General features: G+C 64.3%; 12 protein-coding genes. 7 read left to right on the top strand and 5 right to left on the bottom strand.

The window, feature by feature from the left end; translation table 11 throughout:
- Nucleotides 1–72 precede the first annotated feature (72 nt).
- Both ACK4OE_RS14315 and mmsB read left to right on the top strand, forming a co-directional pair.
- Entirely contained in the window at nt 73–537 is a 465-nt protein-coding gene (locus ACK4OE_RS14315) for a TfoX/Sxy family protein (RefSeq protein ID WP_409885479.1), read from the top strand.
- 114 nt (nt 538–651) lie between these two features.
- On the top strand, nt 652–1,575 hold the full coding sequence (mmsB, locus tag ACK4OE_RS14320; protein WP_409885517.1) for a 3-hydroxyisobutyrate dehydrogenase: 924 nt from the start codon (nt 652–654) through the stop codon (nt 1,573–1,575).
- A 429-nt stretch (nt 1,576–2,004) separates the two neighbouring features.
- Here the strand turns inward: mmsB and ACK4OE_RS14325 are convergent, their stop codons facing one another.
- Entirely contained in the window at nt 2,005–2,700 is a 696-nt protein-coding gene (locus tag ACK4OE_RS14325) for a hypothetical protein (RefSeq protein ID WP_409885480.1), read from the bottom strand.
- Between the two features lie 156 nt (nt 2,701–2,856).
- Here ACK4OE_RS14325 and ACK4OE_RS14330 point away from each other — a divergent pair, with 156 nt between their 5' ends.
- The 5 genes from ACK4OE_RS14330 (at nt 2,857) to ACK4OE_RS14350 (ending at nt 8,372) form a co-directional block, all read left to right on the top strand.
- Entirely contained in the window at nt 2,857–3,246 is a 390-nt protein-coding gene (locus ACK4OE_RS14330; protein ID WP_409885481.1) for a hypothetical protein, read from the top strand.
- Between the two features lie 221 nt (nt 3,247–3,467).
- Nucleotides 3,468–5,087, top strand: coding sequence for an ABC transporter substrate-binding protein (locus tag ACK4OE_RS14335; RefSeq protein WP_409885482.1), 1,620 nt, complete (start codon nt 3,468–3,470; stop codon nt 5,085–5,087).
- Nucleotides 5,084–6,052: an ABC transporter permease gene (locus tag ACK4OE_RS14340; protein ID WP_409885483.1), complete on the top strand. Its 969-nt coding sequence runs from the start codon at nt 5,084–5,086 to the stop codon at nt 6,050–6,052. Before ACK4OE_RS14335 ends, ACK4OE_RS14340 begins: the two co-directional genes overlap by 4 nt.
- An 11-nt stretch (nt 6,053–6,063) precedes the next feature.
- A complete protein-coding gene (locus tag ACK4OE_RS14345; protein ID WP_409885484.1) occupies nt 6,064–6,936 on the top strand; it encodes an ABC transporter permease in 873 nt (290 codons plus the stop codon).
- Nucleotides 6,933–8,372 carry an ABC transporter ATP-binding protein gene (locus ACK4OE_RS14350; RefSeq protein ID WP_409885485.1) on the top strand — a complete coding sequence of 480 codons (1,440 nt, stop codon included), beginning with the start codon at nt 6,933–6,935 and terminating at the stop codon, nt 8,370–8,372. Before ACK4OE_RS14345 ends, ACK4OE_RS14350 begins: the two co-directional genes overlap by 4 nt.
- A gap of 358 nt (nt 8,373–8,730) precedes the next feature.
- On the opposite strand, the gene ACK4OE_RS14355 is transcribed toward ACK4OE_RS14350, so the two are convergent.
- From ACK4OE_RS14355 to ACK4OE_RS14370, 4 genes are all read right to left on the bottom strand, one after another.
- Nucleotides 8,731–9,270, bottom strand: a complete 540-nt coding sequence (locus ACK4OE_RS14355) for a TIGR02281 family clan AA aspartic protease (RefSeq protein WP_409885486.1) — start codon at nt 9,268–9,270, stop codon at nt 8,731–8,733.
- A gap of 96 nt (nt 9,271–9,366) precedes the next feature.
- The gene (locus tag ACK4OE_RS14360; RefSeq protein WP_409885487.1) at nt 9,367–13,014 is read right to left on the bottom strand and encodes an EAL domain-containing protein; all 3,648 of its coding nucleotides are present in this window, start codon (nt 13,012–13,014) and stop codon (nt 9,367–9,369) included.
- Nucleotides 13,015–13,051: 37 nt separating this feature from the next.
- Nucleotides 13,052–13,450 (bottom strand): response regulator, encoded by a 399-nt coding sequence (locus ACK4OE_RS14365; RefSeq protein WP_409885488.1) that lies wholly within the window; start codon nt 13,448–13,450, stop codon nt 13,052–13,054.
- Nucleotides 13,447–15,300 carry a PAS domain S-box protein gene (locus tag ACK4OE_RS14370; protein WP_409885489.1) on the bottom strand — a complete coding sequence of 618 codons (1,854 nt, stop codon included), beginning with the start codon at nt 15,298–15,300 and terminating at the stop codon, nt 13,447–13,449. Before ACK4OE_RS14370 ends, ACK4OE_RS14365 begins: the two co-directional genes overlap by 4 nt.
- Between the last annotated feature and the right edge of the window lie 370 nt (nt 15,301–15,670).

A 15,670-nucleotide genomic window follows, 5' to 3' on the forward strand; every position in this document is an offset into this window, starting at 1 on the left:
TCTCCCACAAGGGGAGAGGGAGTGAGAGCCATCTGAGATAGCGACCTCATCAGCCCATGTGAATCAGAAGCCATGCCCGCCCGCCCCCTCTCCGACGAAACGCTGCACCTGATCGACGCCGTGCGCACGGCGCTCGCACACCGCAGCGACGTGGAAGAGCGCCCGCTGTTCGGCACCCACGCATTTTTTGTGGACGGCAAGATGTGCATTGCGGTCAAAGGCGAAGAGCTGCTGGTGCGCCTACCACCCGACCGCCATGGCGAACTGCAGGAGATGCAGAACACCCGCGAGCTATCGCCCGGCGGCGGCATGAAGGGCTACTTCTGGGTGGAGCCCAACGGCTACGCCACACGCGCGCAGTGGACCTACTGGGTAGACGAAGCGCTGGCCTACAACCCGCTGGCCAAGGCCACCCCGCCCCGCAAGGCCAAGGCACCCGTGGCAGCCAAAAAGGCGCCCGTGCCCAAAACCCCGCCCAAAACCACAGCCAAGGCTGCGGCCAGCAAAAAACACAGCATCTTCGAAGCCGATGACTGATGTGCCCAAGCTAACCAGCAGACCTCACCAGCGCCACCCACCAAAATTTAAGCCTTTTTGGCCTCTAGCGCTTATTGGATAAGCGCTACCAGCTATCAATTTCATAGTTTTCTCATTCACCACCATCACAACGACAGCAAGGAGCAACACACCATGAAAATCGCATTCATCGGCCTCGGCAACATGGGCGGCCCCATGGCACACAACCTGCACAAGGCAGGTCACGAAGTGCGCGCGTTTGACCTTTCGCAGCCCGCCCGCGACAAGCTGGCCGCAGACGGCGTGCCCATCGCCACCGACGCCAAGGCAGCAGTGGCGGGCGCCGAAGTCGTCATCAGCATGCTGCCCGCCAGCCAGCATGTGGAAGGCCTCTTTTTGGGCGCAGGCGACCTTCTGGCCCAGCTGCCTGCCGGCACGCTGGTGATCGACTGCTCCACCATCGCAGCCGCCACCTCCCGCAAAGTGGCCGAAGCCGCCAAAGCCAAGGGCGTGGCCTTTATCGACGCGCCCGTGTCCGGCGGCACCGGCGGCGCCATTGCAGGCACGCTGACCTTCATGGTGGGTGGCGACGCCGCCGACCTGGAACGCGCCCGCCCCGTGCTCGAAAAAATGGGCGCCAACATCTTCCACGCAGGCAGCGTGGGCGCGGGCCAGACCGCCAAGATCTGCAACAACATGCTGTTGGGCATCCTGATGGCGGGCACCAGCGAAGCCATTGCCCTGGGCGTAGCCAACGGCCTGGACCCCAAGGTGCTGAGCGAAATCATGCGCCGCAGCTCGGGCGGCAACTGGGCGCTAGAGAAGTACAACCCCTTCCCCGGTGTGATGGAAACCGCGCCTGCCAGCAAGGGCTACGCGGGCGGCTTTGGCACCGATCTGATGCTCAAGGACCTGGGCCTGGCGCAGGAGAACGCGATGGCGGTGAAGGCTGCTACGCCGCTGGGAGGGATGGCGCGCAACTTGTATGCGGCGCACAGCTTGGCGGGGCATGGAGGGCTGGATTTCTCCAGCATTATTAAGATGGTGCAGAAGGGGTAATCGCTCTTAAAACAAGCAAAAAATGCCAGCGTCTGCTGGCATTTTTATTGGTCTGATTGAAGAATCTGAGCGACAGTGTCCAAGAAGCTGTTAGAGCGACCGGCCTCAGCAAAATTTAGAGAACTACGTCAGATCACCGTCCGCTGCATCATCTGGCTCGTACTCACTCCTAGCATCACAGCTGGCACCGCCGGAGGGAACAACGAAGAGCGAACTTAGGCAGCCAACACTCGCCCCTTCAAGCGCGATGATGCAGGGTGGAACAGCATTGAACCGTTCAGCGCCGGTGAGCCGATGAAGAGCGTTGATCAGGGAGGTGCGGGCAGGATTACTGCCACCGCCCAGAACGAGTACAGGGCTGCTTGTTGCACGGCAGTCTTCCGCCTGAATTAAGCCTTGCCACAGAGCGACGTCGGTTTGAATGAATTGTTAGGCCGCAGGCGTGTCAGCTTGAGTGTGGTTCTTTGGTGGAAGCAAATTAATCACCACGTGACCGGGATAAATCTTGTCTGTTTCAGCCTTTATCTTGTTCATGTGTTCTATGCACCCAGCGAGGACGTTATCTACTCCCTGAATCATGAAATCTGTGCTCATCTTTAGCGTAGCCGCCAAACGCTGGCCAAGCTCATTCTCTATTTGCGTCATGCTAACTTGACTTCCAACTCTCTGAGACAGTTTCTCGACAGCTGGTTGAAGAACATCCACGTGCATGGCGGAACGCTGATGTATCACATCAAGTGTTGAAGCGATCTCTTGCTCCACCAAAGACAAAGTTCCAAGCAAGTTGGGATCCGAAGATCTGAAGAGGAACGAAATGGTGTCGTAGTTGAACTTTGGCGGCTCCCATGACATCCCGACTACTGGCATGATCATCAGATGGCGCTCCGCCTTGTTTCGATGTTCGTCAATAAACTGATTCTTTACTGCTAAGAACTTGTTGTAGGTTCTGGCCAGCTCGAATATTGCACTATTCGCTGCTTTTACATCACTAGCATCGGATGTTCGCTTCTCTTTCTCGTTCTGAAGAGAGAAGGCGTACTTGGCGCCAAAGTATGCAGCGGCCAGGGTTGCTAGTGAGGCCGCCAGTATTTCAATTGTCTTAGTAAATATCTCGATGCAGGTCATGGATTTATTTCCCGGTGATGATTTTTGAGCCCAACTTGATTATGCAGAAAAGCTTGTAAATTAACTGACCAACGCGGAGCCAGCGCCTCGGCAGGCATTTGTGCCAGCAGCAGACACAAAGCTATTGCCAGCAGTTGAGTATGATTCGCATCCCTCATGCTGCGCCGCACCATCCCCGCCCTGCCTTTCCACATCGTGCTCCTGCTGGTGGCGTTGTTCAACGCCCTGGCGGGCACGCCATTGCACGAGGCGAAGCACATCCGGGAATTGGTTGCCAGCGCCACCGCGTCGGCAGCTGCAGGCGATGTGGATGCGTTGGCAGGCAGCTCCGCAGCCAGCGACGATCACAGCGAAGAAACACACACCCCCTGCGCCTGGTGCCTGACCCACGCGCTGGAGGCGGGGCTGGCGCATGCGCCGGCTCGCCAACCGCAACTCCCCCCAGAACCCACCGCCATCGCGCCGCACAGCGCAGACCCCTTCACGGCCCAGCAGGTGCGCTGGCCGTTTTTCGCACGCGATCCTCCGCCAGCCCAGCGGGCCTGACACGCGCCAGGCCCCAGCCAGCCATGCGCCTCATGGCGCAATCTCCATAGTTGTTTTCGGCCTCGCATGCACTCCACCCGGGTGAATGCGGGCATGCAGACTTGCCCGCACGTTCACCCACCGGGCGCAGGCCAGCCTGTTCGTTGCAAGGGGTGCTCGCTGCTGCGCGCCCCCGTGCGGCACCTTTTTAAATGGTTGACCAACTGCCGCCCCTACAGAAGATGTCTTGGAAGAAACACGGCTTCATGCCCGCCCCCGCGCCGCAGGGCTACACACGCCGCGCCGCGCTGCAAACAGCCAGCGTTTGCCTTACAGCAGGTGCGGCCCCCTGGGCGATGGCACAGGGTGGTGCGGCGCCCAGCAGCTTGCAAATCGTGGGCCCGTGGGAGTTCACCAGCCTTTCGCCGGCCAGCAGCGGCTACATGCTGCTGAACCTGCAGGTGTGCGAAACCCTGCTGGGCGCCAGTGACAATGGCCGCCCGCTGCCCGCGCTGGCCGAGCGCTGGCAGGTGTCTGCCGATGGGCTGGCCTGGCAGTTCGCACTGCGGCCCCAGGCGCGTTTTCACAATGGCGACAGGGTCACCGGACAGGCTGTAGTGCAGAGCCTGCAGCGTGCCCAAAAGGCGCCCGCCTTGCTCAGCAATGCGCCCATCACCGCCATCACCGCCGAGGGTGGCGCTGAGGGCGGTGGCACGGTGCACATCCGCCTGAGCCGCCCGCACAACGCCTTGGCCGCACAGCTGGCGCACTACAGCACGCTGGTGCTGGCGCCTGAGAGCTATGGCGCAGACGGCAAGGTGCAGCGCATCATTGGCACCGGCCCCTACCGCATTAGCAAGCTGGTGCCACCGCAGCAGGTGGAAACCGAGGCGTTTGAGGGCTATGACCGCCCCGCCGCCACACCTGCCCCAGCGATACGCAACGTGGCCTACCTGGCAGCCAGCCGCGCAGAAACCCGGGCGCTGATGGTGGAAGGTGGCCAGGCCCACCTGGCCTATGGGCTGGACCCTGCCAGCCTGCGGCGGCTGCGCCGCCACGCCAAGGTGGGCATCACATCGGTCACGCTGCCGCGCACGGTCATCGTCAAGCTCAACGCCATGCTGCCCAGCCTGCAAGACGTGCGGGTGCGCCAAGCGCTGAGCCTGAGCATTGACCGCGCAGGCATTGCGCATGCGTTGATGGGCGACGAAGCCCTGGCCGCCACGCAGTTGCTGCCCCCTACCCTGGTCGACTGGCACAACCCCGCCCTGCCCCCGTTGCGCTACGACCCCGAAGCCGCCCAGCGCCTGCTGCGCGAAGCGGGCTGGCAGCGCCACGGCGATGGCCTGCGCGGGCCGGATGGGCAGCCGCTGACGCTGGTGATACGAACTTTTCTGGACCGGCCCGAGCTGCCGCTGATGGCCACGGCGCTGCAAGAGCAGTGGCGCCTGGCGGGCATTGCCGTGAAGGTGCACATCGGCAATTCCGGCGACATCCCCCTGGGCCACCGCGATGGCACGCTGCAGCTGGCCCTGGCCGCCCGCAACTACGCCAATGTGCCCGACCCGGCAGGCACGCTGGCGGGCGATTTTTCTGCCAAGGGCGGCGACTGGGGTGCGATGGGCTGGCACAGCGACGCCGTGGTGCAGGCGCTGGCCGAGCTGATGCGCAGCGCGCCCGACGCCCGCCGTGCGCAGGCGCTGCGCGCCATCGTCACGCAAACGCTACAGAGCGAGCTGCCCATCATCCCCATCGCCTGGTACCGCCAGCACGTGGCCGTGAACCGGCGCTTGCAAGGCGTGTCGCTGGACCCGCTGGAGCGCAGCTACCGACTGACCGACATGCACTGGAGCAACGCATGAACCTTTCTCTTCGCAACCCCTGGCTGCACATGCTGGGGCGGCGTGGCCTGCAGGTGGTGGCGCTGGCGCTCATCATCGGCACGCTGTGCTTTTTTATGGTGCGCGCACTGCCGGGCGACCTGGCCATGCGCGTGGCGGCCAGCCGCTATGGGCTGGACTTGGTGAGCGGTGCAGCGGCCGATGCCGTGCGTGCCGAAATGGGCCTGAACCAGAGCGCCTGGCAGGGCCTGCTGGGCTGGTGGCGCGACATGGCGACGCTGAATCTGGGCCAGTCGCTCATCACCCAGCGCCCCGTGTGGGTGGAGGTAGCCCACCACCTGGGCGCCACGCTGCGCCTGTCTGCCGCCGCGCTGGCCGTCGCCCTGGCCGTGGGCCTGCCACTGGGGCTGTGGGCGGGGCTGCGCCCCGGCAGCTGGGCCGACCGCGCCAGCTGGTTGCTGGCGGTAGTGCTGCGCGGCACGCCGCCGTTTTTGCTGTCGGTGCTGCTGATGCTGCTGGTGGCGGTGCACTGGGGCTTTTTGCCCGTGGCGGGCGACGACGACAGCGCCAGCCTGGTGCTACCCGCACTGGCGCTGGGCCTGGGCCTGGGCGCGGGGCTGGCCCGCGTCACCCGCAGTGCCATGCAAGAGGTGGCGCAGTCGCCCGCGTTTGAGTTTGCCCGCACCAAGGGGCTGAGCGACATGCAGGCGCTGGTGCGCCACGGCCTGCGCGCCGCCGCCGTGCCCGTGGTGGCCTACCTGGGCGTGCAAACGCTGTTTTTGGTGGAAGGCGCGCTGGTGGTGGAAACCGTGTTTGCCTGGCCCGGCATTGGCCATGCGCTGGTGCATGCCATCTTTGGGCGAGACATTCCGGTGGTGCAAGGTGCAGCGCTGGCCATGGCACTGATGTTTGTAGTGTTCAACCTGCTGCTCGATGCGGCCTGCGTGGCGCTGGACCCGCGCCAGCAAAGAAAGGTGGCGGCATGAGCGGGCAAGAGATGACTTTGACATCCACCACCCCACCCCCAACCACAACGCCCGGCGCTGCGCAGGCCCCCGTGCCGTATGTGGCGCTGTCTGCCTCCCGCTGGTCGTGGCAGCAACGCTCGGGGCTGGTGCTGATGGGCCTGCTGGCCCTGTGGGCGCTGCTGGGCCCGTGGCTGGTGGGCACCAGCCCCATTGAGCAAAACCTGCGCAACCAACTGGCCACGCCCGGTGCCGAGCACTGGCTGGGCACCGATGTGCTGGGCCGCTCGTGGCTGGCACGGTTGGCGCATGCCACACAACTGTCATTGGGCATGGCGGTGCTGGCGGCTTTGAGTGCTGCCGTGCCCGGCACCCTGCTGGGCGTGTTGGCGGCATGGCGCGGTGGGCGTGTAGAGCGCACGCTGGTCATGCTGGCAGATGCGGTGATGGCCATACCCGGCCTGCTGCTGGTGCTGCTGATTGCGGCGCTGGCCCCCGGCCAGTTGTGGGCGCTGTATGTGGGCATGGCGACGGCGCTGTGGGTAGAGTACTTTCGCGTGTGCCGGGCCATGGCGCGGCCCGTGCTGGCGGGCGATGCGGTGCAGGCATCGCGCCTGCTGGGCTTTGGCCGGACCTATGTGCTGCGCCGCCACCTGCTGCCCGCGCTGGCGCCCACGCTGGGCACGCTGCTGGCCTTTACCACCGCGCAGGCCGTGCTGGCGCTGGCCGCGCTGGGCTTTGTGGGCGTGGGCGCACAGGCCCCCACCGCCGAGCTGGGCCTGATGATCACCGAGGCCATGCCTTATTACGAAGAAGCCCCCTGGCTGATTGCCGCCCCCACCGCCGTGCTGCTGTGGCTGGTGGCGGCCATGATGCTGATCCAACCCGAGCGGGAGGCCGCATGACCCCAGCAAACCCTTCAACCACGGCCCTGCTGGCGGTGGACGACCTGGCCATCCATGTGGGCGGGCGCGCCCTGCTGCAAGGTATTTCTTTCAGGCTGCATGCAGGCGAGGCGCTGAGCCTGGTGGGCGAAAGCGGCGCGGGCAAGTCGCTGCTGGCCCAGGCCATCATGGGCAACCTGCCGCCTGCGCTGCGGGCATCGGGCGCCATCACCATCGACGGCGTGACCACCCGCGCTGAAGACGCCGCCAGCCGCCGCGCCCTGTGGGGCCGCAAGCTGGCCCTGCTGCCGCAGGAGCCATCGGTGGCCCTCAACTCCTTTCAGCGTGTGGCGCCGCAACTGGCCGAGGTCTATGCCCTGCTGCACGGTCAGCCGCCAGGCGATGCGGCAGAGCGCGCGCAGCAAGAGCTGGCCCGCGCTGGCCTGGGCCAGGCCACAGCGCACTACCCCTGGCAACTGTCGGGCGGCATGGCGCAGCGGGCGGTGGCTGCTATCACGCTGGCGGGCGGCGCCCCGGTGCTGATGGTGGACGAGCCCACCAAGGGCCTGGACAACCACTGGCGCGACCGCACGGTGGCGCTGTTCCGTGGCGTGCTGCAGGCGGGCGGCTGCCTGCTGGCCATTACGCACGACATGGCCGTGGCGCAAGCGCTGGGCGGCCAGGTCATCGTGCTGCGGCACGGGCAGGCGGTAGAGCAAGGCCGCATCGACGAGGTGGCCGCGCAGCCCGCGCACCCCTTCACCCGCCAGTTGATGGATGCCGACCCTGCCCGCTGGCTGCCGTTTGCCGCGCCTACCCTGGGTGAGCCCGTCGTACAGGCGCATGGCATCTCCAAAGCCTATGGTGCGCAGAAGCTGTTTGCGCCGCTGGACCTGGAATTGCGCAGCGGCGAACGCGTCGCCGTGCAAGGCCCCAGCGGCACCGGCAAGAGCACATTGGGCAATGTGCTGCTGGGCCTGGTGGCGCCCGACACGGGCCGCGTGGAGCGCAGCGCCCGGCTGCGCCCGCATGCGTTCCAAAAGCTGTACCAGGACCCGGTGGGCTCGTTCGCCCCCCACATCAGCTTGGCCCAGTCGCTGCGCGATGCCGCCCGCCTGCACCGCTGCGACTGGAAGCTGGTGCAGCAGCGTCTGGCGCAGCTGCGCGTGCCCGAGGACATGCTGGCGCGCAAGCCCGAGCAGATATCCGGCGGCGAGCTGCAGCGCATTGCGCTGGCGCGGGTGCTGGTGGCGCAACCGGCGCTGTTGTTTGCCGACGAGCCCACGTCCCGGCTGGACCCGATCACCCAGCAAGACGCGCTGAAAGTGTTGCTGGACGCGGTGCAGGAGACTGGCGCAGCGCTGATGCTGGTGACCCACGACACGCACATCGCAGCAGCCATAGGAACGCGCACGATCGATTTTGCAGAGGGCGGCATTCAGGCACCCGTGGCCTGAGAGGCTGAGAGGCTGAGAGTCTTTTTTCCATGCCCGCCTCGTACGCCAAAACGCCCCGGCTCGACTAAAAAACTCTCAGCCTCTGAGGCCCGCGCGCGGGGCAGGCAGCTTCACCCCAAGTCCGGCGATGCCGTGATGCGTGGCTGTGTGCTGTGTGCTGTGTGGTGCGCCACCGGTGCAACGCGCAGGCGTCCATGCCGACGCACTGCGCCAGCGGGTGGAGGCCGCGCCGCAAGCTGCCACCCCGCACACACGCTTTGCGCAGCAGGTGGCGGGCCAGCCCTGAAAATATGAAAAAAAGTGGCTCTAGCGCTTATCCACAAAGCGCTAGCAGCTATTAAAAATATAGCATATCAAATCAGCCGCCCCGCGGCCGCAGCACCATGCGGTCGCGGCCCATTTCCACGTCGAAGTGGCGCAGAAAGTTTTGGCCCAGCAGGGCGTCGTCGTCGCTGCGGCCGGTGTAGCCGGTGCCCACGCGCAGTCCCGACACGGCCAGCGACCGCACGGTGACTGAATCCGACGCAATCACCCGCCCCTCGCGGGGGCCGTTGGCGGTCTGGAAGGTGATGGCGTCGCCGCCCTGCAACCCGGCCTTTCGGGCCAGTGCGTCGGTAATGCCGACCAAGCTGGCCCCGGTGTCCACCAAAAACATCACCGGCACGCCGTTGATGCTGCCCTCCACGCGAAAGTGGCCGTCGTGGTGGCGGGGTATCACCACCGCGCCGTCGGCCGTCACGGTGACGCCTTTGGGCTGCATGGTGTACTGCATCGCAAAATACAAACCAGCCATCAGCACCAGCCAGAACGCCAGAATGCCCAGCGTGCCGGTGCGCATCAGGCGGCGCGTGGGCTGGTCGTTGTCGGCAGGTGGGATGGGGTGGGGTTGGGTGCCCATGGGCGAATGCAATAAGGAAGGTAGAACCACAAGGGGCGAAATCCCTGCACGTCAATCATAGGAGCGTTGCCAGAACACCCCAGCACACAGTGGTCTTCACCAGCCCTCGGTGGCGGCCAGACTGCGCAGAAACTGCGCCTCGAACACCGACGCCGCCACCGGTTTACTGAGCAGATAGCCCTGTATCTCGTCGCACCCCAGCAGCGCCAGCATGCGCGACTGGTCCTCGGTCTCCACCCCTTCTGCCACCACCTTGAGGCCCAGCGAGTGCCCCAGGTTGATGATGGTGGACACCAGTGCGAGGCCCTGGGGGCCAGACGACAGGTTCATGATGAACGACCGGTCTATCTTGAGCGTATCGACCGGCAAGCGGGCCAGGTAGCTCAGCGATGAAAAGCCAGTGCCAAAGTCATCAATGGCAATGGTGATGCCCATTTCGCGCAGGGCGTGCAGGCTGCGTGTGCTGTGCTCCACATCGTCCATCACCATGCTTTCGGTGATCTCCAGCTCCAGCCCGGCGGCCGCCCGCGCGTCTGAAGCAATGGCGTCGCGCACTTCGTCGATGAACCCCCGGTGCCGCAACTGCAAGAAAGACACGTTGACAGCAACCCGCAGCGGCACCAGGCCCGCTTTGCGCCACTGGTGGTTGTCGACCAATGCCTGCCGCAACGCCCAGCGGCCCACGTCGTAGATCAGCCCGGTTTCTTCGAGAACAGGAATGAACTGGCCAGGTGGCACCAGCCCGCGCTGGGGGTCGTTCCAGCGGATAAGCGCTTCGGCCCCTGCCAGCGCACCGCTGGCCAGGTGGCGCTTGGGCTGGTAGTGCAGCACAAACTGGCTTTGCTCCAGCGCCTCCCGCAGACGGCCCTCCAGGCTCAGTGTCTCGGCCACACGGGTGTTCATCTCGGAGGTGTAGAACAGCAAGCTGTCGGCCGACGCCTTGGCTTTGTTGACGGCGGCCTCTGCGTTGCGCAGCAGCGCCTCGGCGTCTGCACCGTCCATGGGGTACAGCGCCACACCAGCCTTAGCGGCCATGCGCAGCTCGTTGTCTCCCAGTACAAAGGGCGCATCAAAACACGCCCGCATGAGGTGGTCCACCGCCAGCGCAATCGGACCTGCGTCACGCACGTCGGGCAAGGCAATGCCAAAGCTGTTGATGCCGATGCGCGCCACGTCGTAGGCATCGCCAGCGGCCTGCTGCAGGCGGTGCGCAACCTGGGCCAGCAGCTCGTCCCCCATCTGACGGCCCAGGGTGTCGTTGACGATGCGAAACCGGCTGATATCGACCAGTGCAATGCCAAGGAGGGCCACGGCACCTTCGCGCGGGCGCAGGTGCTGGCTGCTGCGCTCCACAAACAGCGTGCGATTGGGCAAGCCGGTGATGTCGTCGTAATACGCAAGGTAACTGAGCCGGTCCTCCTTGTCGAGGTGGTCCATGGCAAAGCCAATGTCGCCCGCCAGTTCAGTCAGCAACCGCATCTCGGCGTCGTCAAAAAAACCGATCTCGTCGGCAAACAGCGCAAGCACCCCGACGACCTCATGCGCCACCACCAGAGGCAACACGGCCATGGAGGCAACCCCACGCTCCGACACTAATTCGGGCAGCACGATGCGCGGGTCATCCAGGATGTTGTCGCACACCACGGCGCGCTGGGTGCGCACCACCGCGGAGCTCAGGCTCTCGCCCGGTGTGGACTCTGCAAACAGCCCCAGGCGGCTGCGGATGCCCATCAAAAAGTCATCCTCGGCCCCGGCCATCGACACAGGCACCACCTGCTGGTGGATGCGGTCCACGCGGCCAATCCAGGCGATCTTGAACCGCCCATGCTCCACCGCCACCCGGCAGGCCTCGCGAAACAGCTCGTCCCTTCCGCGCACCCGCACGATGAGGGTATTGATGCCGCTGAGCATGGCGTACACACGGTTGAGCCGCTTGATCTTGCGGTCAGCCTCGCGGCGCTCTGTAACGTCTTCGCCCAGGCTGGCCACGCCGGTCACCTCGCCGCCCACAGAGCGCAACACGGTGTTGTTCCAGTGCACCAGCCGGCGCTCGCCCGATCGGGTCAGGATTTCGTTGTCATAGTGCAATGCCGATGGCCGGTTGGCCAGCACGTCGGCAAACATACCCCGCACGCTGGGCGTGTCGGGTACTTCAGGCGGCACGAACAGGGCAAACCAGTCGCGTCCAAACACCTCCTCGCGCTGCCACCCCGTAATGCGCAGCAGGTAGTCGTTGCAATAGGTGATACGGCCTTGGTTATCAAGCATCAGTGACAGCATCTCGACCTTGTCAAGCATGTCGTTGAAGCGGCGGTCGCTTTCGTGCAGCTCTTCTTCGGCGCGCTTTTCTTTGGTGATGTCCTGGATGGTGTTGAACCAGCGACCCTGCTCTCCCCGGCCCGCTTCGTCTTCCAGGGGCTCCATCACTTGCCTGAGGTGCAAAGGTTCCCCATCGGCACGCAGCAGACGGTAGGTGAAGTCCAGGCGGGCACCCTCATGGGCAGCCTCCAGCGCGTGTCCGCGAAACATCGCCTGGTCATCTGGGTGCACCATTGCCATCCATTCACGCGCAGACTGGGGCATCTCGGTGTCGGACAGTCCCAGCAGTGTGGGTAAGGTGTCCAGCCAGCTTTCAAAGACCCCATTTGGGCCGCTGATGATGTGGGCAATCTTGGCCAAGGCCTGGGCACGGCGCAGACTGGCCTTGCTCGCGCTCAGCGCATCCATCGCGCGTTGTCTCTCTTGCACTTCTACCTGCAGTTGCTCGGCATGTTGCTGCACTTCCTGGTAGAGGCTGCCGTTTTCGTAGATGCGGCCCACCTGCGCGCCCAGAATGGCAAGGATCTTTTCGTCCTCTGAACTGAAGCCGTCCGCGCCCAGCTTGTTAGCCAGGCAGATCCAGCCGTAGGAAAAGGACAGTGAAGTGACCGGCACGATCAGGGCAGTAAAAAGCGGCGGGTAGCCATGCGGCAATCCGATGGCGTCGGGACGCCCGGCCGGATCCGTCCACCGCTCGGCGCGCCTCTCGGAGCGCACCGTGCCGAGCAGCCCATGTGACATGACTGGTGCTTCAAGCACTGCCAGGCGTTCGGCGTCCAGACCACTGGTGAACACGATAGGGTCGGCGGTGTTCTTGCGGGCCACACACAGCACCGCATACTGCGCCCCCACCAGATCACGCGCGCCGCGGCACACGTTGTTGAGCAGCACGTGCGGGTCGCGCTCAGAAGCCAGCTGCAGGTTCAGGTCGGTCAGCGCAGCCAGGCGCACGTTCATGGCTTCGAGCTGCGCCACATTGCCCGTGAGCTTGTCTGTCATCAGTCGCAAGTGCTGCGTCTGAAAGCTGTGTTCGAGCACCAAGGGGGTGGGCTCAGGGCCATGGGTCAGCGCCTCGTCGATGGCATCCAGAATGTCTTGCGGCTCGCAGGGCTTGATCAGCACCTGCGTCACTCCGCACGCCAAAGCCAGATTGCGCGCTTCTTTCTCGCGGTAATGGGCGCTGTAGAAGATGACCTGGGTCTGCGCGATGCCTGCATCGGCACGCAGCTGGCGCACAAACTCATAGCCATCCATCGTGGGCATGAGGATGTCGGAGATCACCAATTGCGGCCGCTCGGCACGGACAAGGGCCAACGCCTCAGCGCCGTCCGACGCCTGCAGCGCCTGGTGCCCCCCGTGCCCGATGAGGGTGACCACCAGCGCCCGGTTGGCGGGTATGTCGTCTACAACAAGTATCTTCGCCATGTTGTCTTCACTTTACGGCTTAGGCTGGCGGCTCGCATCAGCCAATACCCTTTGAGCCAGCGGGCAAATTACGAAGGAACGCCGCAATTTGTTCGACAAAGGTCTCAGGCGTGATGGGCTTGGAGAGGTGGTCATCAAAACCCATCTCCAGCGCCTTTTCGCGGTCGCCGGGCATCGAAAACGCGGTGACCGCCACCAAAGGTACTGCACGCCAATGGGGGTGAGAGCGCAGGGTCTGCGCCACCTGGTAGCCGTTCAGGATGGGCATCTGCAGATCGCAGACGATGATGTCGTGCGGGCGGGACAGCGCCAGCTCCAGCCCGACCGCGCCGTTTTCAGCCGCATGCACCAAATACCCAGCGGATTCGAGCAAGTAAGTGACCAGCATGCGGCTGGCCTCGTCATCTTCGATGACAAGAATGGTGGCAACCGTCATTCGTTGGCCTCCGGGATTTCAAGGGTGAACGTGCTGCCCTGCCCTTCGGCACTTTCAAAGTAGATCCGCCCACCCAGCGCTTGTGCCAATTTGCGGCTGAGGTGCAGGCCCAGGCCCGTGCCTTCGTGGTGACGCCGGTCGGCGCTTTCGACGCGCGAGAAGGCTTCAAACAGGCGGGACTGCTCGTCGACAGGTATGCCCGGCCCGGTGTCACGCACCCTCACGGCCACCCTGCGCCCATCAGCGTGCGGCACGTCGTCCAGCAGCGTCACATACACCCCTCCTTGCTGGGTGAACTTGATCGCGTTGCCCACCAGATTGATGAGTATCTGGCTGAGCGCCCGCCGGTCGGTGCAGAGGGGCACACTGCCTGGGGGCAGCTCCACGTCAAACGCCAGCAACTTGCGCGCGGCCTCTGGCCCCAAGGTGGCGGCCACCTCTTCCACCACGGTGCGACAGTCCACTTGTTCCAGATTGAGAGTGACCTTGCTCGAACCCAGTTTGGCCACGTCCAGCAGATCGTTGATGAGCGACAAGAGGTGCCGTGCGCCTGTCTGCACGATGCGCAACTGTTTCTCCTGCTCGGTGTTCAACGGGCCAGGCAGCTTCATCAGCAACGTGCCGGTAAAGCCAATGATCGCGTTAAGGGGCGTGCGCAGTTCGTGCGACATGCTGGCCAGGAACCGGTCTTTGACGAGGGCAGCGTTCTCCAGCTCCAGGTTCTTGTCGCGCAGGGCTTGTTCGATGCGTTTGCGCTCCGTCACGTCGCGGATGGCGCTGGAGACAAACAGCCCCTCTTCGGTCTCCAGCGGGCTCAGGCTGATCTCCACCGGAAACTCGCTGCCATCCTTGCGCAGGCCATGCAGTTCCAGCCCGGCGCCCATGGACCGGCTGCGGGGTTCGGCAAAAAAACCGTTGCGGTGCGAAGGGTGCGAGCCACTGAAGCGCGCGGGCACCAGCAATTCGATCTGCTGACCCAGCAGTTCGTCACGGCTCCAGCCAAAGAGTTTCACCGCCTGCGAATTGACGAGCACGATGCGCCCCTCGCGGTTGACAATGACCATCGCATCCGGGGCGGCCTCCAGCAGGTCCTTGAACTTCTGGTCGGCCTTCTTGCGATCGGTGATGTCGCGGATTGCGCTCATCACCATGGTGCCCTCTTCGGTCTGGATGGGGCTCAGGCTGATCTCGACAGGGAACTCACCGCCGTCCTGGCGCAGGCCATAAAGCTCCAGCCCTGCACCCATGGTGCGGGCACGTGGCTGCTCAAAAAAACCGCTGCGGTGCCCCAGGTGTGCGCCGCGGTAGCGCATGGGTAGCAGCACCTCGACCGCCTGCCCCAGCAGATCCGCGCGCTGGTAGCCAAATACCCGCTCGGCCTGCGAGTTCACCATCACGATGCGGCCGGTCACGTTGACCAGCACGATGGCGTCAGGGGTGGATTCGAGCAGGTCGCGAAACCGCGCTTCCAGCAGTTTGGCATCGCGCAGCACCTTGAGCTGGGTGACATCTTTTTTGCTCGACAGGAAGTACAGCACCTGCCCGCCGGCATCGCGCACGGCCTTAGTGGAAACGTTGACATGCACCAGCGACCCATCCTTGCGGCGGCGTACGGACTCGTGCACCGAGGTGCCCAATCTCAGCGCATCGGCTCGAATGGCTTCCTCTTCATGTGCACGGTCTGGGGGAACAATAAGGTCAAGGATGGAGCGGCCCCTGGCTTCGGCCTGAACGTAGCCAAAGATCACTTCGGCAGCAGGGTTCCATTCCAGCACGACACCTTGCGGTGACAACACCAGCAGAGCATCTGGATTTTGGTCCCAGTACGCAGCAGAAAAGTCAGACGCCATTCGGCCCTCTCTGTGTGAGACCTGCCCGGTACGCACCCCGGAAGGGGCAACCTTGTTGTGCAGGCCCGACTCCGCACGCCATGGTGGCGATGGAGTGGCATCGAGACTTGAACACCACCGCAAGCAGTGGCGCGCGAGAAACAGAGCGCGCCCTGCGGCGCTCTGGTGCGGACCATCTTAGGCGGTAAGTGCAGAAAACACAAAGCACCAAATGGCGCCGGTCAACCAGCGCCATGGCCATATCGATTGACCCCGCCCCGTTTCCAGTCCGGTCAAGCGCTGCGGATGCAAACCAAGGCTCGGCCCGGCCGGCCCCGGCACACAAGAAAAAAGCCCCGATTCCCGAAGAAACAGGGGCTTACCAACATGG

It is taken from the genome of Acidovorax sp. (assembly GCF_046314175.1).
GTDB lineage: Bacteria > Pseudomonadota > Gammaproteobacteria > Burkholderiales > Burkholderiaceae_C > Acidovorax.

Coding starts and splice junctions, on each gene's coding strand:
- ACK4OE_RS14325 (WP_409885480.1), bottom strand. CDS start 2,700: ATGACCTGCATCGAGATATTTACTAAGACAATTGAAATACTGGCGGCC.
- ACK4OE_RS14350 (WP_409885485.1), top strand. CDS start 6,933: ATGACCCCAGCAAACCCTTCAACCACGGCCCTGCTGGCGGTGGACGAC.
- ACK4OE_RS14335 (WP_409885482.1), top strand. CDS start 3,468: ATGTCTTGGAAGAAACACGGCTTCATGCCCGCCCCCGCGCCGCAGGGC.
- ACK4OE_RS14345 (WP_409885484.1), top strand. CDS start 6,064: ATGACTTTGACATCCACCACCCCACCCCCAACCACAACGCCCGGCGCT.
- ACK4OE_RS14370 (WP_409885489.1), bottom strand. CDS start 15,300: ATGGCGTCTGACTTTTCTGCTGCGTACTGGGACCAAAATCCAGATGCT.
- ACK4OE_RS14360 (WP_409885487.1), bottom strand. CDS start 13,014: ATGGCGAAGATACTTGTTGTAGACGACATACCCGCCAACCGGGCGCTG.
- ACK4OE_RS14330 (WP_409885481.1), top strand. CDS start 2,857: ATGCTGCGCCGCACCATCCCCGCCCTGCCTTTCCACATCGTGCTCCTG.
- ACK4OE_RS14340 (WP_409885483.1), top strand. CDS start 5,084: ATGAACCTTTCTCTTCGCAACCCCTGGCTGCACATGCTGGGGCGGCGT.
- ACK4OE_RS14365 (WP_409885488.1), bottom strand. CDS start 13,450: ATGACGGTTGCCACCATTCTTGTCATCGAAGATGACGAGGCCAGCCGC.
- ACK4OE_RS14315 (WP_409885479.1), top strand. CDS start 73: ATGCCCGCCCGCCCCCTCTCCGACGAAACGCTGCACCTGATCGACGCC.
- ACK4OE_RS14355 (WP_409885486.1), bottom strand. CDS start 9,270: ATGGGCACCCAACCCCACCCCATCCCACCTGCCGACAACGACCAGCCC.